The organism is Anabaena sp. FACHB-595, from assembly GCF_048568275.1.
Taxonomy (GTDB): Bacteria; Cyanobacteriota; Cyanobacteriia; order Cyanobacteriales; family Nostocaceae; genus Trichormus.
In genome coordinates, this window is record NZ_CP183473.1 from 2,804,692 (window position 1) to 2,829,698 (window position 25,007).

Annotated in this window: 21 protein-coding genes; 10 read left to right on the forward strand and 11 right to left on the reverse strand. The window is 42.6% G+C overall.

The features are described 5' to 3' along the window. The first annotated feature begins 62 nt into the window (after positions 1-62). Complete coding sequence (gene glnA / locus ACN222_RS11640) at positions 63-1,487, forward strand: type I glutamate--ammonia ligase (RefSeq protein WP_010996484.1); 1,425 nt, start codon at positions 63-65, stop codon at positions 1,485-1,487. A 162-nt stretch (positions 1,488-1,649) separates the two neighbouring features. On the opposite strand, the gene ACN222_RS11645 is transcribed toward glnA, so the two are convergent. Continuing rightward, positions 1,650-1,853 carry a hypothetical protein gene (locus tag ACN222_RS11645; RefSeq protein WP_010996485.1) on the reverse strand — a complete coding sequence of 68 codons (204 nt, stop codon included), beginning with the start codon at positions 1,851-1,853 and terminating at the stop codon, positions 1,650-1,652. A gap of 311 nt (positions 1,854-2,164) precedes the next feature. Between ACN222_RS11645 and ACN222_RS11650 the strand changes: the two genes are divergently transcribed. Beyond that, positions 2,165-3,049 carry a ferritin-like domain-containing protein gene (locus tag ACN222_RS11650; RefSeq protein ID WP_044521331.1) on the forward strand — a complete coding sequence of 295 codons (885 nt, stop codon included), beginning with the start codon at positions 2,165-2,167 and terminating at the stop codon, positions 3,047-3,049. Positions 3,050-3,529: 480 nt separating this feature from the next. On the opposite strand, the gene patX is transcribed toward ACN222_RS11650, so the two are convergent. The 3 genes from patX to ACN222_RS11665 all read right to left on the reverse strand — a co-directional run bounded on the left by patX (position 3,530) and on the right by ACN222_RS11665 (position 7,589). Next, positions 3,530-3,763, reverse strand: a complete 234-nt coding sequence (gene patX / locus ACN222_RS11655; protein ID WP_010996488.1) for a heterocyst-inhibiting protein PatX — start codon at positions 3,761-3,763, stop codon at positions 3,530-3,532. Positions 3,764-3,848: 85 nt separating this feature from the next. Next, complete coding sequence (locus ACN222_RS11660; RefSeq protein WP_010996489.1) at positions 3,849-5,636, reverse strand: FAD-dependent oxidoreductase; 1,788 nt, start codon at positions 5,634-5,636, stop codon at positions 3,849-3,851. Positions 5,637-6,134: 498 nt separating this feature from the next. Continuing rightward, positions 6,135-7,589: a serine/threonine-protein kinase gene (locus ACN222_RS11665; RefSeq protein ID WP_010996490.1), complete on the reverse strand. Its 1,455-nt coding sequence runs from the start codon at positions 7,587-7,589 to the stop codon at positions 6,135-6,137. A 228-nt stretch (positions 7,590-7,817) separates the two neighbouring features. Here ACN222_RS11665 and ACN222_RS11670 point away from each other — a divergent pair, with 228 nt between their 5' ends. The 4 genes from ACN222_RS11670 (at position 7,818) to hetR (ending at position 15,117) form a co-directional block, all read left to right on the forward strand. Beyond that, positions 7,818-8,876: a zinc-dependent dehydrogenase gene (locus ACN222_RS11670; RefSeq protein ID WP_010996491.1), complete on the forward strand. Its 1,059-nt coding sequence runs from the start codon at positions 7,818-7,820 to the stop codon at positions 8,874-8,876. Between the two features lie 70 nt (positions 8,877-8,946). Further along, on the forward strand, positions 8,947-10,245 hold the full coding sequence (locus ACN222_RS11675; RefSeq protein ID WP_010996492.1) for an inorganic phosphate transporter: 1,299 nt from the start codon (positions 8,947-8,949) through the stop codon (positions 10,243-10,245). Positions 10,246-11,013: 768 nt separating this feature from the next. Then, positions 11,014-13,269, forward strand: coding sequence for a septal junction formation protein SepJ (gene sepJ / locus ACN222_RS11680; RefSeq protein WP_010996494.1), 2,256 nt, complete (start codon positions 11,014-11,016; stop codon positions 13,267-13,269). 948 nt (positions 13,270-14,217) lie between these two features. Continuing rightward, on the forward strand, positions 14,218-15,117 hold the full coding sequence (hetR, locus tag ACN222_RS11685) for a heterocyst differentiation master regulator HetR (RefSeq protein ID WP_010996495.1): 900 nt from the start codon (positions 14,218-14,220) through the stop codon (positions 15,115-15,117). Between the two features lie 280 nt (positions 15,118-15,397). Here hetR and ACN222_RS11690 read toward each other — a convergent pair whose 3' ends face one another. From ACN222_RS11690 to ACN222_RS11710, 5 genes are all read right to left on the reverse strand, one after another. Next, a complete protein-coding gene (locus ACN222_RS11690) occupies positions 15,398-16,612 on the reverse strand; it encodes an LL-diaminopimelate aminotransferase (protein WP_010996496.1) in 1,215 nt (404 codons plus the stop codon). Positions 16,613-16,701: 89 nt separating this feature from the next. Continuing rightward, complete coding sequence (locus tag ACN222_RS11695; protein ID WP_044521338.1) at positions 16,702-17,037, reverse strand: thioredoxin family protein; 336 nt, start codon at positions 17,035-17,037, stop codon at positions 16,702-16,704. A 167-nt stretch (positions 17,038-17,204) separates the two neighbouring features. Then, on the reverse strand, positions 17,205-17,981 hold the full coding sequence (locus tag ACN222_RS11700) for a PspA/IM30 family protein (RefSeq protein WP_010996498.1): 777 nt from the start codon (positions 17,979-17,981) through the stop codon (positions 17,205-17,207). 162 nt (positions 17,982-18,143) lie between these two features. Beyond that, positions 18,144-18,851: a PspA/IM30 family protein gene (locus ACN222_RS11705; protein WP_044522974.1), complete on the reverse strand. Its 708-nt coding sequence runs from the start codon at positions 18,849-18,851 to the stop codon at positions 18,144-18,146. A gap of 243 nt (positions 18,852-19,094) precedes the next feature. After that, positions 19,095-20,414, reverse strand: a complete 1,320-nt coding sequence (locus tag ACN222_RS11710) for a hypothetical protein (protein WP_010996500.1) — start codon at positions 20,412-20,414, stop codon at positions 19,095-19,097. 219 nt (positions 20,415-20,633) lie between these two features. Between ACN222_RS11710 and ACN222_RS11715 the strand changes: the two genes are divergently transcribed. Both ACN222_RS11715 and ACN222_RS11720 read left to right on the forward strand, forming a co-directional pair. Continuing rightward, positions 20,634-21,191 carry a DUF721 domain-containing protein gene (locus tag ACN222_RS11715; RefSeq protein ID WP_010996501.1) on the forward strand — a complete coding sequence of 186 codons (558 nt, stop codon included), beginning with the start codon at positions 20,634-20,636 and terminating at the stop codon, positions 21,189-21,191. A 372-nt stretch (positions 21,192-21,563) separates the two neighbouring features. Continuing rightward, positions 21,564-21,878, forward strand: a complete 315-nt coding sequence (locus tag ACN222_RS11720) for a hypothetical protein (RefSeq protein ID WP_010996502.1) — start codon at positions 21,564-21,566, stop codon at positions 21,876-21,878. 149 nt (positions 21,879-22,027) lie between these two features. Here the strand turns inward: ACN222_RS11720 and menB are convergent, their stop codons facing one another. Continuing rightward, complete coding sequence (gene menB / locus ACN222_RS11725; protein WP_010996503.1) at positions 22,028-22,861, reverse strand: 1,4-dihydroxy-2-naphthoyl-CoA synthase; 834 nt, start codon at positions 22,859-22,861, stop codon at positions 22,028-22,030. A 48-nt stretch (positions 22,862-22,909) separates the two neighbouring features. On the opposite strand from menB, the gene ACN222_RS11730 reads away from it, so the two are divergent. Together ACN222_RS11730 and ACN222_RS11735 are read left to right on the forward strand one after the other, a co-directional pair. Continuing rightward, positions 22,910-23,173 carry a DUF2887 domain-containing protein gene (locus ACN222_RS11730; RefSeq protein WP_190449592.1) on the forward strand — a complete coding sequence of 88 codons (264 nt, stop codon included), beginning with the start codon at positions 22,910-22,912 and terminating at the stop codon, positions 23,171-23,173. A 17-nt stretch (positions 23,174-23,190) separates the two neighbouring features. Next, positions 23,191-23,322, forward strand: a complete 132-nt coding sequence (locus ACN222_RS11735) for a DUF4351 domain-containing protein (protein WP_231865560.1) — start codon at positions 23,191-23,193, stop codon at positions 23,320-23,322. 14 nt (positions 23,323-23,336) lie between these two features. On the opposite strand, the gene ACN222_RS11740 is transcribed toward ACN222_RS11735, so the two are convergent. Further along, positions 23,337-24,938 (reverse strand): peptide ligase PGM1-related protein, encoded by a 1,602-nt coding sequence (locus tag ACN222_RS11740; protein ID WP_044522977.1) that lies wholly within the window; start codon positions 24,936-24,938, stop codon positions 23,337-23,339. Positions 24,939-25,007 lie beyond the last annotated feature (69 nt).

Here is a 25,007-nt window from a genome sequence, read left to right on the forward strand (position 1 = left end):
GGGCTTAGATGCTTTGGCAGATTCTGGTTTGAATTTAAGAAATTGGCAGAGAAGGAGTAACAATGACAACCCCACAAGAAGTCTTGAAAAGAATTCAAGATGAAAAAATTGAGCTGATTGACCTCAAGTTCATCGATACAGTAGGTACATGGCAGCACCTCACCTTGTACCAAAACCAAATCGATGAAAGCTCATTCTCTGATGGCGTACCTTTTGATGGTTCCAGCATCCGGGGTTGGAAAGCAATCAACGAGTCAGACATGACAATGGTTCTCGATCCCAACACTGCTTGGATCGACCCATTCATGGAAGTGCCAACACTAAGTATTGTTTGTAGCATTAAAGAACCACGCACAGGAGAATGGTACAACCGTTGTCCACGGGTTATTGCTCAAAAAGCAATAGACTACTTAGTATCTACGGGTATTGGTGATACAGCCTTCTTTGGCCCTGAAGCTGAATTTTTTATCTTTGATAGCGCCCGCTTTGCCCAAAACGCTAACGAAGGTTACTACTTCCTCGACTCTGTAGAGGGTGCTTGGAATTCTGGTAAAGAAGGTACAGCAGATAAACCCAACTTGGCTTACAAACCACGTTTTAAAGAGGGTTATTTCCCTGTTTCCCCCACAGATTCTTTCCAAGACATCCGGACAGAAATGTTGTTGACGATGGCGAAATTAGGCGTACCCATCGAAAAACATCACCACGAAGTTGCTACTGGTGGTCAGTGCGAGCTAGGCTTCCGCTTTGGTAAGTTAATCGAAGCTGCTGACTGGCTGATGATTTACAAATATGTCATCAAGAACGTTGCCAAAAAATATGGCAAAACCGTCACCTTCATGCCAAAACCAATTTTTGGTGATAACGGTTCTGGTATGCACTGTCACCAATCTATCTGGAAGGATGGCAAACCTCTCTTCGCAGGTGATCAGTATGCTGGCTTAAGTGAAATGGGACTGTACTACATTGGTGGTCTTCTCAAGCACGCCCCAGCACTGTTGGCAATCACCAACCCCAGCACCAACTCTTACAAGCGTCTAGTTCCTGGTTATGAAGCACCAGTTAACTTGGCTTACTCCCAAGGAAACCGTTCTGCTTCCATCCGTATTCCTCTGTCTGGCACTAACCCCAAAGCCAAGCGTTTAGAGTTCCGTTGTCCAGATGCTACCTCTAACCCTTATTTGGCATTTGCTGCCATGCTGTGCGCTGGTATCGATGGTATCAAGAACAAAATTCATCCTGGTGAGCCATTAGATAAAAACATCTATGAACTTTCTCCAGAAGAATTGGCAAAAGTTCCTTCCACACCTGGTTCTTTAGAACTAGCATTGGAAGCGCTAGAAAACGACCACGCTTTCTTAACAGATACAGGCGTATTCACCGAAGACTTTATCCAAAACTGGATTGACTACAAACTAGCTAACGAAGTTAAACAGATGCAACTGCGTCCTCATCCTTATGAGTTCTCTATCTATTACGACGTTTAATTAACACCTGTTAGCAATTTATAGCTGAAAGTTCAAATTTTGCCACCCTTATGGGTGGTTTTTTGTCTTCTGTAAAAATTATGTATAAGTATACTAGAGGAAGTAACTTCAACAATGAGTTACTTCCTCTAATAACAACCATGACTTAAACATGAGTAAAACTTAGCTCATCGAAGCATTACTACGACCATAAATCGTGCGAGTGGTGGGATCGATCTTTCCTTGAGTGGGGTTCCAGTAGTGGGACAGTTCTTCAGCAGGAAGACCGAGTTCTTGTGCGGAACGCATCAGCATAGATTGTTGACGATTCTTCACTTGCTGATATTGGCGCATCATAATGGCACGAGATTTTTCTTGAATAGACATACAGTCCTCCTAGTGATATTAATTGGATTTGACCCTTCACACATTTAATATAGCAAGAATTCTGTATCTTATGCTACGGAATTGAAGATTTGTTATAAATTGTAATACTTATGTAATTGCACTTACTATTTTCTCAGCAAAAGTTTTAGAGATTATTTCCAGCAACAGAACACTGCAAGAGATGTCTTTCTCAAGAATGATGATTTATTTGTTACATTTATTTACGTTGTTCTCATGCTGGGCGATATTTGCTAATGCAGCTATTGAGAAAAAGTTAATTACTATTCAGTTCAACAAACTTACCCAAACCCATGACAGTCGTTTATCCACGGAAATTTCAGAATACTTTGAGTGCGAGGGATATTCTCAAACAGGTAGTAAGCGATCGCGAAATTCACCTGATCACCCTCAACCGCTATCGTTATAGTGAGCAGCGCAGTTGTAAAGACCTGACAGACCTGATTGAAAGGTTAAATGGCAAGCCACCGGAACTAATCAGAGATTTATCTCACCACATCTCAGATGAAGCGCGTCATGCCATGTGGCTAACTGATTTGTTGGTCGATTTAGGTGCGAATGTAGGAACGCCTCCTGGTAATTCCTACATCGATGAGTTTGAAAGGTTATTGGATAGCGAACAGCAAGACCCTACCCAAGCACTAGAAGAATTTGTAATTTCTACCCTAGCGGCGATTAACGTCACCGAGAAACGTGGTTGCGAGTATTTTTCAGCCCACATTTACGCCCTCAAAAAAGCGCCCCAAACAGCAGAAAATATCCAAATCCGCGAAACCATTGCAAAAATTCTGCCCGAAGAAGCCGGACACGTTCGTTGGGGTAATCGCTGGTTAGCACAGATAGCAAATAAAAGCCCAGAACATCGGCAAAAAGTCGAACAAGCCAAACGCAAATATGCTGCCATTGAACAAGCAGCCTTTGAATCAGGGATGGATATTACTTTAGGTGCAGAACTGCGGCGAGTTGCGAATCTGATGGGAGTCGCAAATACAATGCCCATGTGGCAACGACCCCAATATCTAATGGAACGTTTACCACAAACTTTGCTAGCACCTCAATTGCAATTTACAAGAATTCAAGCTGCTCAAAGAGCTTGGCAACGCAATCCACAAACATTTATGGAAAAGTTCGTACCAATGTTTATCAATGGTGTGAAGAAGATGGAAAATAAGCCTTAGTTGAAAGGAGCAGATACCCGAATTTTTGAAAAATTCGGGTATCTTGTGATTGAAGACTGGTTATCAATTTCAGGACTTACGTAACCGAAACTCTCTGCTTTGGGAGGGTGTAAAGGTATCGGCAATTTATCCTTCTATAACCTGGCCAATACTCTTGATTGTTCGTTTTCATGTGTAAGCCCTAAATGTTTTAAATCTGAATTATGAACCTGAATGACACCCTTCTATAAAAGTAAAGAGTGGTGATGCTGTCGATTCAGGTTAATTCATGACATTCATTGAAACAGTTTTGACAATATGTGGATTGCTCAAAAGACTACACAGTAAATCTTTGACAATCTATAGTCCAGAATGGTGTTACTGTGGGTTGTTCATCCCAGGACGAGAAGAGACTATGAAAAGAGTTGAACGGCTTTTATATTTGTCTGTGACAAAAAATATGAACTCATCCCATGATTAGGAAGTATCAAACCCTCACTTCTAAGCAATTAGATGAGCATTGCTATAAGTTTCTATGAGACTTCTACGTCCAGTACCGCGATGTGGTTGGGGTTTTTCTGGTTGATTACGTTTGGGTTTAGATTTTAGTGAGATCATATTTTGTGAATTAGAGGGAGAAAAAGCGAAATCGTGACTAGCTATTCCCAGGTAATCAGAAACTAGGGAACCAAGTACTAGACTCGAAATTAAAACTGGAACAGCAGCACGCATCATAAAAGTCTCTTTGTAAATTCTCTTATCTATTGCTACTGAGTTTTATATAACGAGTCCGGAAGAATCTAAAAAAAAGTAGTGCTTTTTACTGAAAATCCATGAAAGTGTGCATGGTGTCAATATATTCCACCAACAACCAATGACCGGAAGGATTGAGATGACCCCGAACCGTCAGATGTTGCTTATCTGTCAAGGCTTGTAGCTGTTCATTGATGTGCGATCGCAAAGTTACAAGCTGACAAGTGTGTCCTAGATTAGCAGCCGGAGCAGCGATCGTGAATCTGTAATCCTGCTGATTTAAAACCTGAAAAACGCCTGTGAAGGAATTATTTGCCCGTGTAAGTACTGATTTGGCTTCTGAGTGATAGTACTGATACAGAGAATCTGGGCAATTGCCGCTATCTGGATAGAGTTGAGGCTCCTTTAGGTAATACATTTGCCATTGCAACCATTCCGGATGACTAGGTAATAAATTAAATAAAGGCATGATGGCAGAGGGAGAGCGATTATCTTGTAACAATGCTTCTTGTAATGCTTTTACAGGTAAATCCCTTGGTTGACAGCTTAACTCTGCACACATAGCCGCAGCCATTCCCGCCGCTTGACCGATACCCAAAACTACAGGTTGTAATCTAGTCGCCCCATTAGCAATATGGGAAACAGAAATATTCTTTTCACAAACTAATAAACCATCTGCTGTAGCTGGAACCAGACAACGGTAGGGAATCGTAAAAGGTGTTCCCGTCCAACGTCCTCCCCAACGGATGGATTTAGGTTGTAGTGGCAAGTCAAACCCAGGATAGTGATGGTCATTGGCATAATTACCAATAGCGATCGCATCTGGAAACAAAGATGCTACCTGACCACCGGGAACTGGCAAAATATCCTGTTCTCGAACAGTAGTTAGCCCCACCAAGCGCCGACTTTCTCTGTAGTATGGGTGTAATGCAAATGCCGACGAAGCATGAGGAAAAACTTGCTCTGCCAAACCGTAACGCCGACCAAGCTGAGTTTGGATAAAATGAGCAAAATTTTGGCTATGCCAACGAGATTCTTGGAAAAAATCACCCTTAGCTGCTGCTGATTCTATTAGCCGTCCTACTCCTTCGCCGTAGTCATTACCACAAATCGGCCAGTTAATCATAAAGAGATTTCCTGGCAAACGTCCATAATTTAAGAATTGCTCTGCACCGTAGTTTTCCCAAGCTCCAGCAAACAGCGCCGCATCATAATTAGGTGCAGGGGGAATTTTTGGCGCGACTGGTTCCCCAAAGTCCTGCATCACTACCACCCAAGTAGGCGATTGCACAGGATATCTTGCTGTTAGATCATTAAAACTACTTGGGGCGCTTGGTTCTTCCCATTCAGATTGCAACTCCCAACCCCAACGGTAAGGGATATCTGCTAAAGCTAGTAAATCTCCCAACTCTGTACCGTCAATAGTAATTTTGGCTTGCACGGTAAAGTCTGCGAACCTGACACCAGTGATGGAATTATCTTGTTGCAAAACTTCTAGAGGTACTTGTCCAGAAATCCAGTGCAGATTTGTTAGTTCCTGTACCCAGTCAGCAAAGATTTCCGCTCCAATACGGGGATCATAACTAAAAAAACTCACCCAACTATTATCTAATCCCCCTGGCTGTCGCTGTTGTAATTCCTGTAAAAAAGCACCCCATAACCCCGTCTGAAACGCCATTAATTCATTACCATCAGGTGCAGATACTCCAGCAGCAGTTAACATTCCTCCTAGCCAAGGAAACTCACTGACCAACATAGTTTTTGCACCTCTGCGAGCTGCTTGAATGGCAGCCGCAGTTCCTCCGGTTCCCCCACCAACGACTAAAACATCAGTTAAATAAGTTTGATTAACCATAAGTAGAAATTTACGTATTTGTAATCAGGATACAGACAAACTTATCCTGTTGTATACGCATTTTATGATGCACTCATATCTGTATTTACTAACGAGTGAATGATTTTGGTGTTTGGAAAATTAGTATTTTAAATATAGAATTTGTGTATGATTTTTAAAATGCAAATAAAGTCACATATTTATAATGAAATTTCATGAATGAGGTTTTATTCAGCCAATTGAAGATTAGATCTACAGGATTTTTTAATAGGTAGGATGTATAGAAAAAATATTTAATTTTTGAATTACACGTAGGGTAGGCAATGCCTAACTACAGATACTGAGATATTTATACACAAGCTACGCCAAAGATCATTAAATCGGATTCCTATATCGCCTCTATTATCAATTCTTTGGTGGGCATTGCCCACCCTACAAATGCTGAAATATATTCTGTTTGTAATATAAACCAAGTGGATTCTTAAATAAGAGAATCAGAGGAGAATGAAGTGTTTGCAATTATTTATTCTTGGGATTTTTTAATAGTAAAACTAACACTGCTCCCGAAAGAACGCCACCGATCCAGCCAAACATAGAGTTAACTAAAATCCACCAACCTGCTTGCTCAACAAATTGCCTAAGGATAAACCATTGAATAATCCCAACTATAGGGCCAATCCACAGTAAGGAATATTCAGGATAATCACCACACACGAGAACAGAAATACAAACGCCTAGTGTAGTTCCTAATACCCACTGCTTTTCAGATACAGGAATTAACCGCCGTAAAACTAATACCTGCATGAAGCCGATGGTCAATGCTATTGTGATGGCTACGGCTTGGCTACTGAGAATTGTACCAAGTGGCTCGAAAATTTCGTGAGCGATCGCCCCCACAATTCCGCCACCAACTAAACCGACGATATTAACTAGTACCCATTGCAAATAGAAACCTATGCCTACTGGCGGTTTGGCAGTGATGGGAGGGGGGGAAGCTATCAATTTTTGTGGGATTTCTTGACGATACTGGGCTGGGACTGCGGGTGGCGGAGAATATAGAGGAGGTTCTGCAACTTGCGGGGTATTACCATGATTTTTTACAGGTAAAGTCGGCTTAGATCCAGGTGGTGGAGATGTTTGCGTTGGTGCATAAGCATTTCCCAAGTTCTGCACCGTCGCTAAAGCCTCGACTGCTGACTGATAGCGTTGGCGAAAGTCGTAACGTACCATTCTATCTAATACATCTGCTAAACTTGGGCTGACCTGGACTAATTCACGCCAAATAATTTCTGCCGTCTGGATATCTTCTTGCAACTGATGAGGCATCAATCCTGTCAAAGCTTGAATACCAATCATTCCCACAGCATAGACATCACTACTTAATCGAGGGCTACCACGACTTTGTTCACTAGGCATATAGCCAGCAGTACCAATACTCACGGTCATTTTAGTTACACCTTCACCATTCACCACCTGAGTACCGATCTGTTTTACTGCCCCAAAGTCAATTAGCACAACTTTGCCATCACTTTTACGACGAATCAGATTAGGTGGTTTGATATCCCTATGAATGACGTTATTTTGATGAACAAAAGCTAAGGGTTGCAGGATATTTTTTAACAGAGCGATAGTATAAGGCTCACTTAATCGCTTTCCTGGAGTCAGTTCATCACTAAGAGGATGTCCATCAATGAACTGTTGAACCAGAAAAAACTCTTGATGTTCTTCAAAGTGTGCCAGTAGTTGGGGAATTTGGTCGTGGGTTCCTAATTTATGTAATAACTCTGCTTCCGATGCAAATAAGCGCCTAGCGACTTGTAAAGTCATAGGATCATTAGCCATCGGTTGGAGTTGCTTGACGACACAGAGATTATTGTAAAGTTTAATGTCTTCAGCAATGTAAGTTTTACCGAAACCACCAGCACCTAAAACTTGAGTAACTTTATAGCGTCCGTCTAATAACTGACCCAACATACAGGCGATTACCTCCGGTAGTGCGTAGCCCATCGCACAGAAGATTGTCTGTATTTTAACCTCACTATTACATATGCCAAGCAGTGAATTTTATCGAACTACTTGAGTAGCTAGGTAGAGAAATACCGGATTTTGTGCGTAATGTTTTGTCTGATAAATCTGAAACCTTATAGCTGAACGTGGACGACTAATGTTAAATCTAGTAACGTTGAGTAGTGGAAAACCAACGTGAAAGCACAGGTATTTCGAGGTGTAAATCAACTCTCTTATGAAGAGATCCCCCTACCGATTCTGGAACCAGATGAAGTGCTGGTACAGGTGCAAGTAGTCGGTTTGTGTCAGTCAGATATTAAAAAAATTCGTTATCCACTTTATGAACCACCACGCATCTTTGGTCATGAAACAGCCGGGACTATAGCCGCAGTGGGTTCTCAGGTACAGGGTTGGCAAGTAGGACAACGGGTGGCGGTGATGCACCACATTCCTTGTATGCGCTGTGCCTATTGTATGAATGAGAATTTTTCCATGTGTGATGTTTATAAAAACATCTCCACCACTGCCGGATTTAATGCCAGTGGCGGTGGCTTTGCGGAGTATGTCAAGGTTCCGGGTCATATTGTAGAGAATGGTGGCTTAATTCCGATTCCTGACGGGATCAGTTTTGAAGAAGCGAGTTTTGTTGAACCTACAAACTGTTGCTTAAAAGCAGTCAAAAAAGCCCAGATTGCCCCAGGACAGACTGTTCTGGTAACTGGTGCAGGGCCGATTGGCTTAATGTTTGTCATGTTGGTGAAATATTTCGGGGCAAAAGCGATCGCCACCGATTTGCTACCATCAAGAATAGAAAAAGCCCTCAATGTGGGTGCAGAAGCCGCATTTGATGCCCGTGATCCTGATTTACCAGCCAAAGTTCATGCCCTCACCAATGGACTAGGGGTTGATGTTACTTTGCTAGCTGTCCCCAGTGAAAAAGCCTTCTTTCAAGCTCTAGAATGTACGAGAAAAGGCGGCAAAATCTTGTTTTTCGCCGAATTTCCAGACGAATTAGAAATTCCCATTAACCCAAATATTCTTTATCGTCGAGAAATCGACCTAATGGGCAGTTACAGTTCATCCTATCGCCTCCAAAATCTCTCAGCTGATATCGTCTTTAATCGCCGCATCGATGTGCAAGCATTAATTAGCGATCGCTATCCCCTAAAAGATTTATCAGCCGCAGTAGATCAAGCGATCGCACCCACACCAGAAACTTACAAAATTCTGATTTATCCGAAAATTGGGGATTAGGGACTGGGAACTGGGTATTTTTACCTCTGTCCCATGTCTGTGTTGCTCTATCTCTTGCCCCTTTGTCAATATGGAAATACCAATTACATTACTTTTAGTTGCCCTACTAGCCTTTTATGTAGCTTGGAATCTGGGAGCTAACGATGTCGCTAATGCAATGGGAACATCTGTCGGTTCCAAAGCTATAACTCTCAAGCAAGCAATAATTATTGCTGGGGTGTTGGAGTTTACTGGTGCTGTCTTATTTGGACATGGTGTAACAGAAACCCTGTCCACAAAAGTTGCTAACCCCACATTATTTGCAGCTACTCCCCAAGTTTTAGTTACTGGCATGATGACAGTATTAATTTCTTGTGGTTTATGGTTGCAAATTGCCACCTCCCGTGGTTTACCTGTATCTTCTTCTCATGCAGTTGTAGGTGCGATCGCTGGCTTTAGTTGGGTGGCTTTGGGAGTAAATGCCATTGATTGGTCATCCATTGGACTAATTACTATCGGTTGGATTTTCACCCCAGTGATTAGTGGAGCGATCGCCGCTTTCTTCTATAGTCAAATTAAACACTGGATTTTAGAACAACCAAACCAAGTATCCCAACTCAAAGAGTGGATTCCCTGGTTAAGTGCAGTTCTTCTAGGAGTATTTGGCGTAATTGTCCTCCCTTCCCTAACTCAACCCCTAACCAATGTCTTCATCAACCAATTCGGTGTCAACATTCCCCCCCACGATATCCCACTGATCACAGGTGCATTTGCCGCAGTCACACTGACGCTCATAACTTGGCGACAGCTAGAGGAGGCAGGGGAAAAAATCCCCAGCCAACCGTCAACCGTCAACCGTCAACCGTCAACCGTCAACAATCCCATCGAAAGCATATTCGCCCGCTTCCAAGTCCTGAGTGCTTGCTTTGTTGCCTTTGCACATGGTTCTAATGATGTGGGTAATGCGATCGCTCCTTTGGCGGCGATCGTTTATATCAATCAAACTGGTCAAGTCCCTAGTGATGGGATCACTGTTCCCTTGTGGATATTAGTTCTGGGTGGTGTGGGGATTGTTGGTGGTTTAGCTGTTTGGGGTGAAAAAGTTATTGCCACAATCGGCGAAAACATTATTGCTTTACAACCCAGTAGTGGATTTTGTGCGGAACTAGCAACCGCCACCACTATCTTACTTGCATCTCGCATGGGTTTACCCGTCTCCACTTCTCATGCCCTTGTGGGTGGTGTAGTTGGTATAGGACTAGTGCAGAGCCTCGATTCAGTTAAATTTCAGACTCTCCAGGGTATTGCTACCGCGTGGCTAGTGACAGTGCCTGTAAGCGCAGTTCTGAGCGCTGCCATCTTTAGCATTGCGCGGATTTTCTTTTTTTAATGGAAAATGTTCTGAAATATGAGTTATGGCTGGGGACTAGGGACTGGGGACTGGGTGAAAAGTTTTGTTGTGTCTAGGTTGTATCATCTATTGATGTCCTAACACTACTGGCAACAGCTATAAATATCGGAATCCGATTTGATTATGCAAAATATCTAAGTATTTGTAGGGTGGGCATTGCCTACTTTATCCGGTCTCAACAGGAAATCTGGGATGCGTAAGTTCTAACAATATCGAAATATCTGCTAGAAGTATTTTGGCAAAATGGCAGGTAATTTATTAAAATGTTGTCCAGGGGATAATTTTAATTTTGGCAAAACGCGCAGCATAACCCCCATATAGAAGATATAAACTGTTATTACAGCTACATTCTGCATAAGTCTACCGATAAATATTACAACTGCACCCACTTTTTTGTTGCCAAGTATCCAATTGCAGAACTTGATTAATTACTGTTGCCACAAAAATAACAAGTATTTATATTTAGTGAGTTGTTTTCTTGAGACAAAATATCACTCGGATATAAAGACTGAAATCGGGCTGATGCTATGCAGCCTATGAGATTGAAGGAAACGTGTTTTAGTAAGCTGTGAGTCATCATTATAAGCTTTGCCAACCTTGGGTTGGTCATGACAAAATGACGTTGATATCCGTAAGTCCTGTTAAGATGCTTGAGTTTATCTGAAAAAATACAGGAAATTAGAGTGAGCGCCACGCAAATTTACAGGCGGCAGCTGTATCGTCAAGGTGTATAGAGGTTAGAAGCTAATGGGGCGATTTGAGAAGCGACCAGACAACGACCCGCGAGTCCGAGGCGAGTTATCCAGGGCAGCAGAAACAGCTCTATGGGCTGTTGTGGAAGATTTAGAAAGTCTACAGCAGAATGTCCTCAGATCATTTCAGGAAGAAATCAAAAAACTACAGACAGAAAAAGACCGTTTAACAGATGAAGTTCAGCAGCTAATTGAAGAAAAAGAACATTTACAAGAGGTACGGCGGATTACAGAGCAGCAAGTATTAATCCGTCAATTGTCAGAAGCTTTAGCCAAGCACATCTGTTCTCAATTGCAATCATCACTAGCGAAAATAGCCAACCAAACAGAGAGCCAAATAGCTGCTCTCAAGTCAGCCCAAAGCATCGGCCCTGCTATCGAGAACAATGAGCAGGTAGAAAAAATGCTGGGTAGTCTAGACGATAACCTGACGATCGCCTTTAATTCTCTCCAACAAGAACTCAAAAACTACCAAAGTAATCTCTCCCAGCAGTTGTCTCGAATGTATAACCAACAGCAGCAAGGAGAAACAATTGTCGAAGAGTTAATTGATCGTCTACGTGGGGAATTGACAAGAGCTATCCAAGAAACATCAACAGCGAAAGCTCAGTTATCCCCGCCAACGGTGTTGCAGCCTCCAGAACTACAACCCCCAAGCTCTCCGGTGGTAGTGAATTTATCACCACCTACGGTATTGCAATTTCCTGATCAACAATCGCCCAATCCTTTACAAGCATCTACACCATTAGAGGAGACTAGCACTACCAAGCCATCGGTTAGTATTACTCCTCCTGAGAAATCAACACCAGTAACAATAGTTCCACCACCCCAGGAAACACGACCAGAAACAAAGTCTGTCATCCCCAAGGTGTCACCAGACAGCGAGACGAAATTACAATCATCTCAGGAAAAAGCTGCTGAACCAAGTTCTGTAATTAACAGAGAATTATCTGCGGGTGCGGCTAAATCTCCACTAACTCCAGAAAAACCTCCTGAGCCAATTTCTACAAGTAAAACGAAGTTCTCACCCTCCTCAGAAAAACCTCCTGAGCCGATTTCTACAAGTAAAACTAAGTTCTCACCCTCCTCAGAAAAACCTCCTGAGCCAGTTTCTGTACTCAGTCGAGATTCATCGGCAAGTAAAGCTTCAACTCCTCCGCCTGCACCAGTAGTCAGACGGGGATCAACACCTTCCTCATCAAGATCACGTAAATCATCTAACTTGTCACCAGTCCAAGTGGGTTTTTTGTTGGTAGTGTTGTCCACGGTGATGACAGCGTTATACAACGTAGTCCTGAAGGGGATGTTCTATAAAACTTCTCAACTCTCCGCAATGCTGGAAGTGGCGGGGTTAATCTCGCCGACCTTGGGAAATATTATGTTAATTCTGACTTTGCGGTTAATGGTGGTTGTACCACTAATGATACTTTTAGCACCCATGATGTATCCGCAAGTGTGGCAGGATTTGCAAAACCTGAAGCAATCATTAGGCAATAATCAGTCTGGAAGTCGTTCTCAGCCACAGAGATTTGTCCAGTTAATGTTTGCTAGTGGCTGCTTTTTGTTTTTATCGCAAGTTCTGATTTATCTGGCCATTGGTCAAGTCCCCACCGGAGTGGCGATCGCCCTTTTCTTTGTCTATCCACTGATCAACGGGGTGTTATCCTGGCTTCTGTTCCGCGATCGCCCCGGTGTATTTCGCGCTAGTGCGATCGGCGCTATTTTCTGTGGTGAGGTGCTAGTTTTTGCGGGAGCAACCAGCACTGGTATAGGAACTACTCCCCTTGGTAGCATCACCGCAATTCTTGCTGGTGCAGCCTTTGCTTGTTACCTCATCCTGACCCGCGTATGTGCGGCTAAAGTCCATCCAGTATCTTTGTCTTTGATTAACTTCGTCACCATGTTGGGGTTGAGTTTTATCTTCTTGATGATACCGTTACCGGAAAACTGGAGCTTAGTTGTTGACCCTTCTAAGTTACTGGAAATTGTGTTAAGTGCTTTTATTTTGGGTGCTTTAACTCTATTGAGCTATGTATTTAGCCATATTGGGATCAATAAATTAGGTGGGTTGCGGTCAGCTATTATTAGTGCAAGTGTACCTATTTTGACAGTAATTCTTGCTGGTTTGGTACTTCAAGAAACTTTAAACATTGCCCAAATATTCGGAGTTTTATTCGTCACTTTTGGGGCAATTGCTTTTGGTATTGGCAAAATACAAAATCCCAACAAACCTGCCAATGCAGAAGGTTAAACCCTTATGACAAAGGACTTATAATCAAAACAAATGTTTGGTCACTTAGGTAGCAGGAAGAGAATAATTAATAACTCTGGACTTCTGGCTCAGTAGTCATAATGGCTTAATGTCAGCAAACCTTGATTTTTCCATGGAAAAACCATTGGTTATTCATCAATCCTGGAAATTTTTAGCAAAAGAAAAGTTAAGAGTAGATTAATTCATGCAATTTTAATAATATGACAGATAAATATAGAATATTATGTTGTGAGGAAATAAAAGGTATTGCTAAGTTGGAATTACCTGTCTTATTTAGCGTCTATAATTTTCCCTCCAGCCAACGACCTACACTGCCATAAGAGCAAAAAAATTGTCAGCATCTCGGCAGATAAGAACGCTCTATTGATTCAATGGGCGTTAGTGAGTTTGGCGTAGTCGGCAGGTGACTTTTTCAAAAAATCACTTCCTGTTATTTCTGGAAATAATCGGTCAGCATCTGAGTAAAATTACTCAGGAATAGAGTATTCACCTCAAGGAGAGATTGTGCGATTATAATCTCCCATTGTTGGCCGTTGTGTTGCTATCTCCTAAATCCGGGTGCAGCCCAAAAGTCTTAAAAATAGCAAATTTATTGACGCTATTAAAGAGCAGATAAGTTCCGGATAATAGGGAAAGTCCTTGTAGGTTACTTATTAGAACCATAAAGTTCGCCAGTAATTGACAAATGTTATAAATGAGGAAATTCTGGCAGTTATTTTGTGATTTTTCGGTAAGATACAAGCACGTCTAGTAACAACACTGTTGCTAGTTATATGCCATAAATTACGGAGGAATGAGCATCTTGACCATTAATCGACTTTTATTTAAAACATCATAAGCATTTTGGTGTCACAATCTCACCCCCCTATGGGTGTATACCAACTACTTTTTTTAGACTAATAAGCGTGCTATTCAACTATTTGTAATATGAGTAACGACATCGATCTGATCAAGCGTCTTGGCCCCAGTGCAATGGATCAGATCATGCTATATCTGGCTTTTAGCGCCATGAGGACGAGCGGGCATAGGCATGGAGCATTCTTAGATGCAGCAGCAACGGCGGCTAAGTGTGCCATTTACATGACTTATCTAGAGCAAGGACAAAACCTCCGGATGACCGGACATTTGCACCACCTAGAGCCAAAACGGGTCAAAATCATTGTAGAGGAAGTCAGACAAGCCCTGATGGAGGGCAAACTGCTCAAGACCTTAGGTTCCCAAGAACCCCGGTATTTGATTCAGTTTCCCTATGTCTGGATGGAACAGTACCCTTGGATACCAGGGCGATCGCGCATTCCCGGTACAAGCCTCACAAGTGAAGAAAAAAGACAAATTGAGCATAAGTTACCCAGCAATCTTCCCGACGCTCAGTTAGTTACTTCCTTTGAGTTTTTGGAGTTGATCGAATTTCTCCATAAGCGATCGCAAGAGGATCTGCCCCCAGAACATCGCATGGAGTTAAGCGAAGCCCTGGCAGAGCATATCAAGCGTCGTCTGCTTTACTCTGGCACGGTGACAAGAATTGATTCTCCTTGGGGAATGCCCTTCTATGCCCTGACTCGTCCCTTCTATGCCCCAGCAGACGACCAAGAGCGGACTTATATTATGGTGGAAGATACCGCTCGGTATTTCCGCATGATGAAAGACTGGGCAGAAAAGCGGCCAAACGCTATGCGAGCCTTAGAAGAACTCGATGTGCCACCAGAGCGCTGGGATGAAGCCATGCAGGAACTGGATGAAATTATCCGTACCTGGGCTGATAAATATCACCAAGTAGGTGGTATCCCCATGATTTTACAAATGGTGTTTGGTAGAAAAGAAGATTAAGCACCCAGAGTGAATAAAAGTACTAGTAATGTTTCATTGAGAAACTTATGCTAGTGATGACAAATGACTCGGCGAATTAAATTAAATACTTGGCATGGCAGATGACACAGCAGCGATGGGCGGTTTTAACTGCTAAAAATTCAGGATTTGATCCCTGATGTAGCAAGAATGAAGCCAACGCGACAAGAGTCGTTTCGGGGAAGTTAAAAGCAGCCTATCGCGTGCGGATGTCCCTTGTGTCAAAATCTTAGTTTAAGTAATAAGTATTGGTTAGGCTAGATTAGAGAAAATTACTCATTCGTTCAACGGCAATTTTTAATATAGATGGTTCATGGACTAGGGCAAAGCGCACATATCCTTCACCAGATTTGCCGAAGCCAGCACCAGGGGAAGCCGCTACACCAGTTTGTCTGACTAACTGTGTACAAAATTCTATGGAATTTTGACTCCAAGAAGACGGTAATTTTGCCCAGATATACATAGTGGCTTTGGGAGTGGGAACATACCAACCAATGTGGTGTAGAGCATTAATAAAGGCATCACGACGTTGGCAAAATGTTGACACAGCAGCTTCTACGCCTGCTTGCGGGCCAGTCAGAGCAGCGATCGCTCCATTTAAAATTCCCCGATACTGGTTAAAATCAACGGCTGCTTTGATTTGCCGTAAAGCCTGAATCATCTGGGCATTACCGATAGCATAGCCAATGCGAAAGCCGCCCATATTATAAGACTTAGAAAGAGTGAAAAATTCAATAGAAACGCTTTTATCTGGGTCAGCTTGGAGAATTGAAGGGACTAGGGATTGGTGATTAGGGATTGGGGATTGGGGAAGATTTGTATTCAAGTTCCCAGCATTCTCAAACACCATATCCACATAGGGAAAATCATGCACCAATGCAATGTTATGTTCCTGACAAAAAGCCACGGCTTCCTTAAAGAAAGATAAAGGTGCGATCGCTGCTGTGGGATTGTGAGGATAGCTTAATACCATCATCCGCGACTGAGCCAAGACATCCGTCGGGATATCAGCAAACACAGGTAAGAAATCATTTTCTGCCTTTAATGGCATTGGGTAAATTTGCCCACTAGCTAAGTAAACTCCCCCAGCATGGGAAGGGTAGCCGGGATCAAGTAGTAAAGCAAAATCCCCAGGATTGAGCAATGCCAAAGGTAAATGAGCAGTACCTTCCTGGGAACCAATTAAAGGCAGTACTTCAGTTTCGGGATCGACTTTCACCCCAAATTTTTGTTCATACCAGTTAGCTGCGGCTTGACGAAAATCCCTTGTCCCATTAAAAAGCAAGTAGCCGTGGGTACTGGGATCATATAAAGATTTAGCGATCGCTTCAATCACATGAGCTTCGGCTGGCAAATCTGAAGATCCTAGAGACAAATCAATTAACTCTTTCCCTGCTGCTAAAGCCAAGGACTTAGCCTTATCCATATCAGCAAAGACATTAGATTGCAGAGGGTGTAAACGCTGTGAGAATTGCATATTAGTCCTTGGTCAGTTGTCAGTTGTCAGTTGTCAGTTGTCAGTTGTTGTTTGTTTTTCACGACTGACTACTAACCACTGACTACTGACTAATTATTATTTAAATGCGTATCTAGGAAACTGAGTAATTTATCTTTACTAATCACTCCTTCGGTAGAGTCTAATATCTGTTCTCCTTTTACTAATCTGAGGGCTGGTACGCCTTCTACCTTGTATTTTTTGACAGTTGTGGGATTAGGATCAATTTCCAGTTTGACGACTTTCAAGCGATCGCTGTAGGTATTAGCCGCTAAATTAATCAGTGGTGACATCAACTGGCACGGCCCGCACCAAGAAGCCCAGAAATAAACTAATACAGGCTGCTCGGCTTTCAACACTTCGCTTTCAAACTCAGCATCAGTTATGGTGATTACACCCTTACTCATTGCAGTCTCCATTAGTTGGCATCGATACAAAGTTGGCACACAAATTACTGTATCTCAAACTGGGAGCTAGTTGTCAGTTGTTAGTTGTCACTAGCAAGGGACAAACAGAACAAAATCCCACAACCAAGAGGCGTGGGACTAACTAAAAATTTGTTAGGCTGCAAATCTTACAACTGATCTAATTGTTTGCGTAGGGCATCCAATTCAGAATCAACAACCTCTTTAGATTTAGGCGCAGTGGACTGTTGTTCCTGTTGTTGTGGGGGTAATAGGTTTTGCTCAGGTGCAGGAGCTAAAGAGGCTTTCAAGGCTGCCAATTCGTCATCAACATCGCTGCCAGATTCTAAGCGGGCAAATTGGGTTTCTAGGTCTGCTCCGGCTAACTCTGCTGCTGATTGGGCGCGGGCTTCCTGCATCAAGACTTTTTCTTCCATGCGCTCAAAGGCAGCCATAGCACTACTGCTATTCATACCACGTACCATCCCTTCCAGTTGCTCTTGGGCTTTGGCGGTGGTAATCCGCGCTTTGAGCATTTCTTTCTTGGTTTTGGCTTCAGAAATCTTGCTTTCTAGCTGGATTAAGTTGCGCTTGAGGGTTTCAACTTGAGTGCTTTGTTGATCTAGGCTAGTTTTTAGGGCTGTGCCGGTTTCGGTATAAGTCTTTTTCCGCTCTAGGGCTTGTCTGGCTAGGTTCTCGTCACCTTTCTGCAAAGCTAATTGGGCATTGCGTTGCCACTTATTAATTTCATTTTGGGCATCACTATATTGTTTCTCTGTACGTTTTTGGGCAGCGATCGCTTGAGCTACTCCTTGACGTAACTGTACCAAGTCTTCCTGCATTTCCAGGATGGCTTGCTCCAGCATTTTTTCTGGATCTTCGGCCTTATTGACTAAATCATTGAGGTTAGCACTGACTACTCGCTTAATGCGATCAAATAATCCCATAACTTTGTTTTTCCTTTTGGAGTTTACGCGCTTGGTTGATTAGTTCGCTTTTTTACTATTTAATAGCTTCCACTTTCAATGTAATCTTTCCGGTTGGCTTCAGTCAGTCCCGACACCCGTTAATAGTTAAGATATATCCTAGAGTTGGTAATTAACTAAATTTTAATAGTTTTCGCCTTGAGGTAGTTGCTGCTGAGGGGTATTTTCTCCTGCGCTTAAGGCTTGGGTTTTCATTGCTGCTAGTTGACTATCAACATCGTTAGCCGCTTCTAGAGAATCGAATTGTTTTTGCAAGTCGTCGCTACCCATTTGAGTGATGAGTTCTGATTTTGCTTCTATTTGCAAAACTTTTTCCTCCATCCGCTCAAAAGCACTCAAGCTGCTAGTGGCTGAACCTCCACTTAACATTTCTTGAAGTTTGTAAGATGCTTCTGCTGAACGAGCGCGAGCGATATACATATCTTTTTTAGTCTTCGCCTCGGCAATTTTTAACTCTAGTGAGCGCATATCTTTTTTCAGTCTATCTACTATCTCGATTTGCTCTCCTATTTGACTTGAGAAGGTCTTAGCCGCATCTACATAAGACTGGCGTTTGGTCAAGGCTTCTCTCGCCAGAGGTTCATTACCTTGTTGTAGTGCTAATTGAGCGCGGCGATACCATTCTTCTGCGGTGGACTGGGCAGATGCGGCTTGGCGTTCAGTGCGTTTTTGGGTGGCGATCGCCTGTGCTACTCCCTGTCGCAATTGCAGCAAGTTATCCTGCATTTCCATGACAGCTTGTTCCAGAATTTTTTCTGGATCTTCTTTGCTGGCTACCACACTATTGAAGTTAGCGCTAATCACCCTTTGGATACGCTTAATCAGTTCCATTTCGGCTCTCCATTCACTTTTGCCAGTCAACCCCAATAAGGAAATTCTTGCATAGCCTACGGTAAAACTTGCGCCAACAAAATTCAAGAAATTAATTTTGCAGAAGTGTGCAAGCACGGTTAGTAGGCAAGCTAGAGGTATCACATTTGAGTTTTGCTGGCGTTAGCACGAAAAAATGCCCCACACCTCATATCCAGTCTTTTTTGTTTCCTATTCCTTAATCCTATCGTAAATTTTTGCAACCTATGGCTGCTGTAGGCGTGCTTTAATCCCCTTAGCCTGTAGCTGTTTTAACCTTTGCTCTGCCTCTTCTTTTGTCTTGACTGTAGCCAGATAGATTAACGTGCTGTTTCTTGACAAGTAAGCATCGGGAACTACTTGGCGTGCCGCAGTCAGGGCATTAGCTCCTTGATTGTCTATCACTATATGGTACAGTCCATCTGCTGAGGGTTTGATTTGGTTGCTAGCTGGGGGCAGAGTTGCTGTCCCTTGCGGCAAGGGTTGTAAGCGGGGAGTTGATGAGGCATCTAAGGTAGGTAAAGGTTGCGCCTCTGGTAAGGGGTTGGTAACAGGAGGTATAACTGGCTGCTGGATAGGAAGAGTGTTGGCGGGGGCGATGGGTGTTGGTTGTACTTTAGGTTTTAAGCCAACTACATCAATAGGATTTCTCAACTCTGGAAACTCTCTAGCAGTTAAGTCTGGATATTTAGGAATGGAAGTCAGTTCTGGTTGCGATTGACTTGGGGGATTATTGGCAACTTCTGGGGGATTTTCGGTAGTAGGAGAAGAATTACCGTTAAATAATCTGCCAAAATTTAGCTGGGGTAAGGTTTTGGGATTGAAAACGACGTAACCTAAAGTCAGGCTTGCTACTAATAACAGCAACATGGAACCGATGCCTAAAGGTGATAGCAGGCTATCGCTAGAGTTGTTGGTTTGGCTAGTTTCTGACTGTTCATCTGTGAGACTCCGCAGTAGTGCTTCACTGGATTCTAAATAGTCATTGGGCTGGGCAGGAGTATCATTAGCTAAGAGTTTTTCGCTTTGACTACCTTGAGCGATCGCCGGTACTATACTGCTAGTGTCGGTGGAGTTAGCTGGAGGTAAAGGAATTTGTGTATTGCCTTCAGGTGTGGTGTCTAGGGGAGCGTTATTTGGTGTTTCTGTCTTGGCAACAGTTGTAGGAGTGTAAGGATTTAGGCGTGGAGGCGAGGATATATTTTCCGCACTAGGTGTTGGGTTTTTGTCGTGAACAGGTGACTTGATAATAATTGAGGCTGTTTTCTCCTCAGGGCTTGCGGGAAGAGATAAAGGTTTTGCCTGGTATTTACTTTCTACTGTCAATGGCTGAGTATGTGCCATTGTGGCATTCTGATCGGTCAACTCTTGAGGATAATTATGAACATAACTATTCACACGAGATGGGCTGTTTGCCCTGATTCCCATACGTGTGCGCCGATAACGAGCTAATTCTTGTTCTAACTGCACTTCCAAACTCGCTAGTGCCGCAACTAATGGTTGTTTTAGTCCAGTACTAGAATCTATCAGGGGTTTTTGACTCATTGCCTCTGTACCTCATTTTGTCAAGGGGGAGTGGGGAATTAACAATTCAAAATTTATCTGGAAAAGTTGAGCCAGTTAGGTGGTGTTCGCGTTACATCTCCATTAGGAAAGGCAGTCTGCTCTTCTCTACGAGATGCTAGTTGTGTACCAATGCTAAGGAAAATTGTCTATTAGTATAGATCCCAGAACCAAGCTCAATTCTGGCTGTTATTTGGCAAGATGTCTTTTAAATCTGTTAATGATATTTTAGGTGTTCTGGAAAAGCAGGCGAAATGGCAACAACAACCATTTCAGCAAGTATGCCAGTTTTGGGCAGAAGTTGTAGGTAGTGCCATTGCTTCCCAAACTCAACCTTTATCACTACAGCGTGATGTTTTACGCGTAGCAACTTCTAGCGCCGCTTGGGCGCAAAATTTGACATTTAGCCGTCAAACGTTACTTTTAAAGTTAAATCAAAAGTTATCTACCCCTCTTGTAGATTTGCGTTTTTCTACTGCTGGTTGGCAACGCCATCCACAGAAGGGAAAAGCACTACCAATAGCGTTACATAGCCAACATCCCAGTTATTTGGGTGATGTCAATGAAGACCAGGGTCAAGTAACAGCAGTTAATCAGGATGTGAATCAGGTTTTTGGTCATTGGGCCAAGACAAGGCAGAGGCGATCGCAAAATTTACCCCTTTGTCCTCAATGTCAATGCCCTACGCCACCAGGCGAACTCCAGCGTTGGGGGGTTTGTGGGTTTTGTAGCGTTAAGCAGTTGCCCCAAAATATGTAATTATTTTCTGTATAAAAATGCTGTTTTTATATAAAATTGAAGCTAGTTGTCAACGTCACTTTTTTACTAAAAAGAACCTGATAACCTTACTGAGACCAGAGATATTACAGCTTAATTAAAAAAATCTCCTACGTCTAAAGTTTTATCTTTACCGTTGATCCCCAATAAGTTATTGGCGATAATTTATATGTAACCACTATAAGTAACATTGAAAAATATAACATAAATCTAAAAACATAATAAAGTTTATTTTGCCGTTAAAAGGGTTATAACCTAGATATAATCACGGGTTATGGGATCAATACGTATTTCTATCTAGAAGGAAAATATAGAGACGAAATCAGCCCTAAACGGCACTAAAGATGAAACCAAATGAAACCCATTAATTCTTTGACATCTGCCTGTCGATATTGTCGCCATTACAAGCCAGAGGGTCGCCGAGGCGGGATGTGCCAACAGCTGGGAGCGCCTGTGCAAGCCTGTTGGAAAGCTTGCTCTTTAGCGCTACCACCTTTTGCTCCTTCTTGGGAAACGTTGGAAGATGCTTGGAGTTTACCTGATGCCACACCAGTGTTAGTAGAATCTGAACCGTTGGTGTGTAATGTAGAAAATGCTGTTTTTGCCTTAACTCAGGAGAAAACTGCCTCTACTTCTGAACAAGCAAAAGCTGAGACAGTACTTATTTAACCATTCATATATTACCTGACTGTGTTTGCAGTCTGCGTAGAATTTAGATTTGCCTTTTAAGATTTATAGTTGGGGTCTGGAGATTAGGAGTTGGGGACTGGTGACTAATTAATTTTTCCAATACCCAATACCTAATCTTTAATACCCGATCACGGTAGCCAAGGAAAGTCTCGAAAATTTGGTGGACGTTTTTCCAAAAAAGCTTGTTTACCTTCAGCACCTTCTTCTGTCATGTAATAAAGTAAGGTGGCATTACCAGCTAGTTCTTGTAAACCTGCTTGTCCATCACAATCAGCATTAAAGGCTGCTTTGAGACAGCGAATGGCAATAGGGCTTTTTTCTAAAATTTCTCCAGCCCATTTAATTCCTTCTGCTTCTAGTTGCTCTATCGGCACAACGCAATTTACTAAACCCATTTCTAAAGCTTGTTGAGCATCATATTGACGACAGAGAAACCAAATTTCTCGTGCTTTTTTCTGTCCGACAATCCGGGCGAGATAGCTAGCGCCAAAACCACCATCAAAACTGCCCACTTTGGGGCCAGTCTGCCCAAAAATAGCATTATCAGCAGCGATCGTGAGGTCACAAATTAAGTGTAGGACGTGTCCACCACCGATCGCATATCCAGCTACTAAGGCAATTACCACTTTTGGCATGGAACGAATCAGGCGTTGTAAATCCAGCACATTTAATCGGGGAATGCCAGCATCATCTACATAGCCAGCTTGCCCCCGCACGCTTTGGTCTCCACCTGAACAGAAGGCATATTTACCATCAGTATGGGGGCCAGCACCAGTAAAGAGAACTACGCCAATACTCGTATCTTCACGAGCATCACAGAAAGCGTCATACAGTTCAAAAACAGTTTTGGGACGAAAAGCATTGCGTTTGTGAGGACGGTTGATGGTAATTTTAGCCATACCATCAGCTTTGTCATAAAGGATGTCTTCGTAGGTTTTGGTAGATTGCCAATCGATTTGCATGGGAATTATAGCTGTTGTGCTTGAGAATTTTATCGCAGAGGTGGGGAGTTGCGATCGCTAATATTTAGCACCCCAGTCCAGCAACAGCAGGTAGACATCCTGTCATCACGAGCGATAATAGATTTAGTGACTACAATCATGGTCTACAAATTTGCTACCTTAAGTCGAGAGGAAATTGAAGCGATGCTGGGACTAAAGTTGGAAGAAACAAGAGTTTATAGAGAAGCGAAACAAGAAGGACGAGGCGAAGGAAGACAAGAGGGACGGGAAGAGGGACGGAAGAGGCGCGATCGCTTATTCTCCGACAATTAAACAAACGAGTAGGTGCAATTCCCGATGAACAGCAACGCCAGATTGAGATCTTATCCCTAGAACATTTAGAAGCTTTAGCTGAGGCTTTGTTCGATTTCTCGACTATCGCCGATTTGGTAGGGTGGTTGCAAAATCAAGCTACAAGATAATTGGGAATGACAAATTAACTATATCCATCCCAGGAATTGGGGAAGGTGTAATCAGAAAACAGGGGAAACTGTTTATTATTAACGCGGGTTTCCTCATCCAAAACTTTGACAACTTTGTTGTAGATATCTTCTGCTTGTTGGGGAGAATCACCAATGCTAGTTAATCCTAACTTGCCAAACTGAGACAGACAACCCATCAGGTGAAACACCGTCCCAGTTTCCGTGCAGCTATCGAAGTGCAATCTATGATGGGCGATGATATCCATTAAATCGTTGGGTAATAATCCACGATAGCGGTCTTTTTGTAGGTTGTCTGTAGCGATGTAGTATTTGGGGCGACCTTGTTGACTATAAAATAAACCAGTCGATAGCTCATAACGACCGTTAGTCAATAATTTTAAGGTCATGAAAGGATGGGTTGTCCCACCTTTGCGGAGATTAATTTCAATTGCTTGAATATCCCATTGACCGTTACCTTGGTCAACGGTGATAAAATCTACACCAAATCTTTCTAAAGCTCCTTTTTCTGCCAGCTTTCTGCCGACTTGCAAACCTAACTGTTGTAATTGCAAACGATAGCGTTCATCAGCCGGGAAGCTACAACCCAAATAAATTTGACCGTCTGGGCCGCCAAGGATTTGGTCGTGAGTTGAGAGAATTTCTACTTCACCGGTGGGAGTGATCCGTCCTTGCACACTAGGCGATCGCTTAATTTCCCCTTCCACAAATGCTTCAACAATTGCCCCTAGTTCGGTAATTCGTCCCGAAAAGTTTTGCCAATTTTCTTGCTTGGCTTGAAAGCGCAAAGAAGAAAAGCGATCGCTAATTGCTGCTACTCTTTCTGCTGTCGATCCTTGTCCTGGCGCAACATTCATAATTGGCTGCAAGTCTAACAAGGCGTTTCCTTCTCCAGAAATCCCTTCATTTAATTTGACTACCATCCGTTTTAAGGAAGGTTCACGTTCCCACAAATCACTAGCCACTACTGCTAAATCTTTATAGTGCCAAACCAGTTCACTCCCATCAGGATGGGGTACACCACTTTCTGCAAAGATTTGCCGGCTACCGCTTTTTGTCCCCCAAATCTGCAAATCTGGTGCAGCAGCATACAATGGTACATTTAATTTGAGTGATAATTCTGCTTCTAAATCTGTCGAGTTGTAGCAAATTATAAATGATTTTTCTAACCTCAAGGCTTGCCGAATTCTTTCCATTAAACGGGGACGTTCTAAGATTTTTTGACTTAGAGGTTTAGGAGAAGAATCATAAGTCGAAAGCAGTAGCAAGCGATTACGCGCATGAGAAAATGGAATACCTGGCAAAAGTTGCAAATAATAATCGATAATGCTGGGATGTAATGGAGTTGATGTTACATAAATCAATCTAGTACGGGGATTTCGTAACCGCATCAAAGAAAAAAGTAATCTTTCTTCATAATGTTCGCAACCTTCAACTTTTTGAATTTCGCGCTGGTCAATACTTAAGGAAGGAATAACGACAATATCCGCCTCACCAGTATCAAATTGCTCGATAGTTTTCCAGCGATCGCGTAAAGTACATTGCAGACTACGAAACTGATCAACTGATTCTAATTCTGTATGATTTAGCGTTACCATAGTCCCTGCCCCCATTTGCTCCCCAATACTGCCTGATTATTCTTATATATCCTAAAGAAAGTCATATAT

What these genes read in the sequence shown, in the direction of transcription:
- glnA (WP_010996484.1), top strand. Translation starts at nt 63, where the DNA reads ATGACAACCCCACAAGAAGTCTTGAAAAGAATTCAAGATGAAAAAATT.
- ACN222_RS11645 (WP_010996485.1), bottom strand. Translation starts at nt 1,853, where the DNA reads ATGTCTATTCAAGAAAAATCTCGTGCCATTATGATGCGCCAATATCAG.
- ACN222_RS11650 (WP_044521331.1), top strand. Translation starts at nt 2,165, where the DNA reads ATGACAGTCGTTTATCCACGGAAATTTCAGAATACTTTGAGTGCGAGG.
- patX (WP_010996488.1), bottom strand. Translation starts at nt 3,763, where the DNA reads ATGATGCGTGCTGCTGTTCCAGTTTTAATTTCGAGTCTAGTACTTGGT.
- ACN222_RS11660 (WP_010996489.1), bottom strand. Translation starts at nt 5,636, where the DNA reads ATGGTTAATCAAACTTATTTAACTGATGTTTTAGTCGTTGGTGGGGGA.
- ACN222_RS11665 (WP_010996490.1), bottom strand. Translation starts at nt 7,589, where the DNA reads ATGTTGGGTCAGTTATTAGACGGACGCTATAAAGTTACTCAAGTTTTA.
- ACN222_RS11675 (WP_010996492.1), top strand. Translation starts at nt 8,947, where the DNA reads ATGGAAATACCAATTACATTACTTTTAGTTGCCCTACTAGCCTTTTAT.
- sepJ (WP_010996494.1), top strand. Translation starts at nt 11,014, where the DNA reads ATGGGGCGATTTGAGAAGCGACCAGACAACGACCCGCGAGTCCGAGGC.
- hetR (WP_010996495.1), top strand. Translation starts at nt 14,218, where the DNA reads ATGAGTAACGACATCGATCTGATCAAGCGTCTTGGCCCCAGTGCAATG.
- ACN222_RS11690 (WP_010996496.1), bottom strand. Translation starts at nt 16,612, where the DNA reads ATGCAATTCTCACAGCGTTTACACCCTCTGCAATCTAATGTCTTTGCT.
- ACN222_RS11695 (WP_044521338.1), bottom strand. Translation starts at nt 17,037, where the DNA reads ATGAGTAAGGGTGTAATCACCATAACTGATGCTGAGTTTGAAAGCGAA.
- ACN222_RS11700 (WP_010996498.1), bottom strand. Translation starts at nt 17,981, where the DNA reads ATGGGATTATTTGATCGCATTAAGCGAGTAGTCAGTGCTAACCTCAAT.
- ACN222_RS11705 (WP_044522974.1), bottom strand. Translation starts at nt 18,851, where the DNA reads ATGGAACTGATTAAGCGTATCCAAAGGGTGATTAGCGCTAACTTCAAT.
- ACN222_RS11710 (WP_010996500.1), bottom strand. Translation starts at nt 20,414, where the DNA reads ATGAGTCAAAAACCCCTGATAGATTCTAGTACTGGACTAAAACAACCA.
- ACN222_RS11715 (WP_010996501.1), top strand. Translation starts at nt 20,634, where the DNA reads ATGTCTTTTAAATCTGTTAATGATATTTTAGGTGTTCTGGAAAAGCAG.
- ACN222_RS11720 (WP_010996502.1), top strand. Translation starts at nt 21,564, where the DNA reads ATGAAACCCATTAATTCTTTGACATCTGCCTGTCGATATTGTCGCCAT.
- menB (WP_010996503.1), bottom strand. Translation starts at nt 22,861, where the DNA reads ATGCAAATCGATTGGCAATCTACCAAAACCTACGAAGACATCCTTTAT.
- ACN222_RS11740 (WP_044522977.1), bottom strand. Translation starts at nt 24,938, where the DNA reads ATGGTAACGCTAAATCATACAGAATTAGAATCAGTTGATCAGTTTCGT.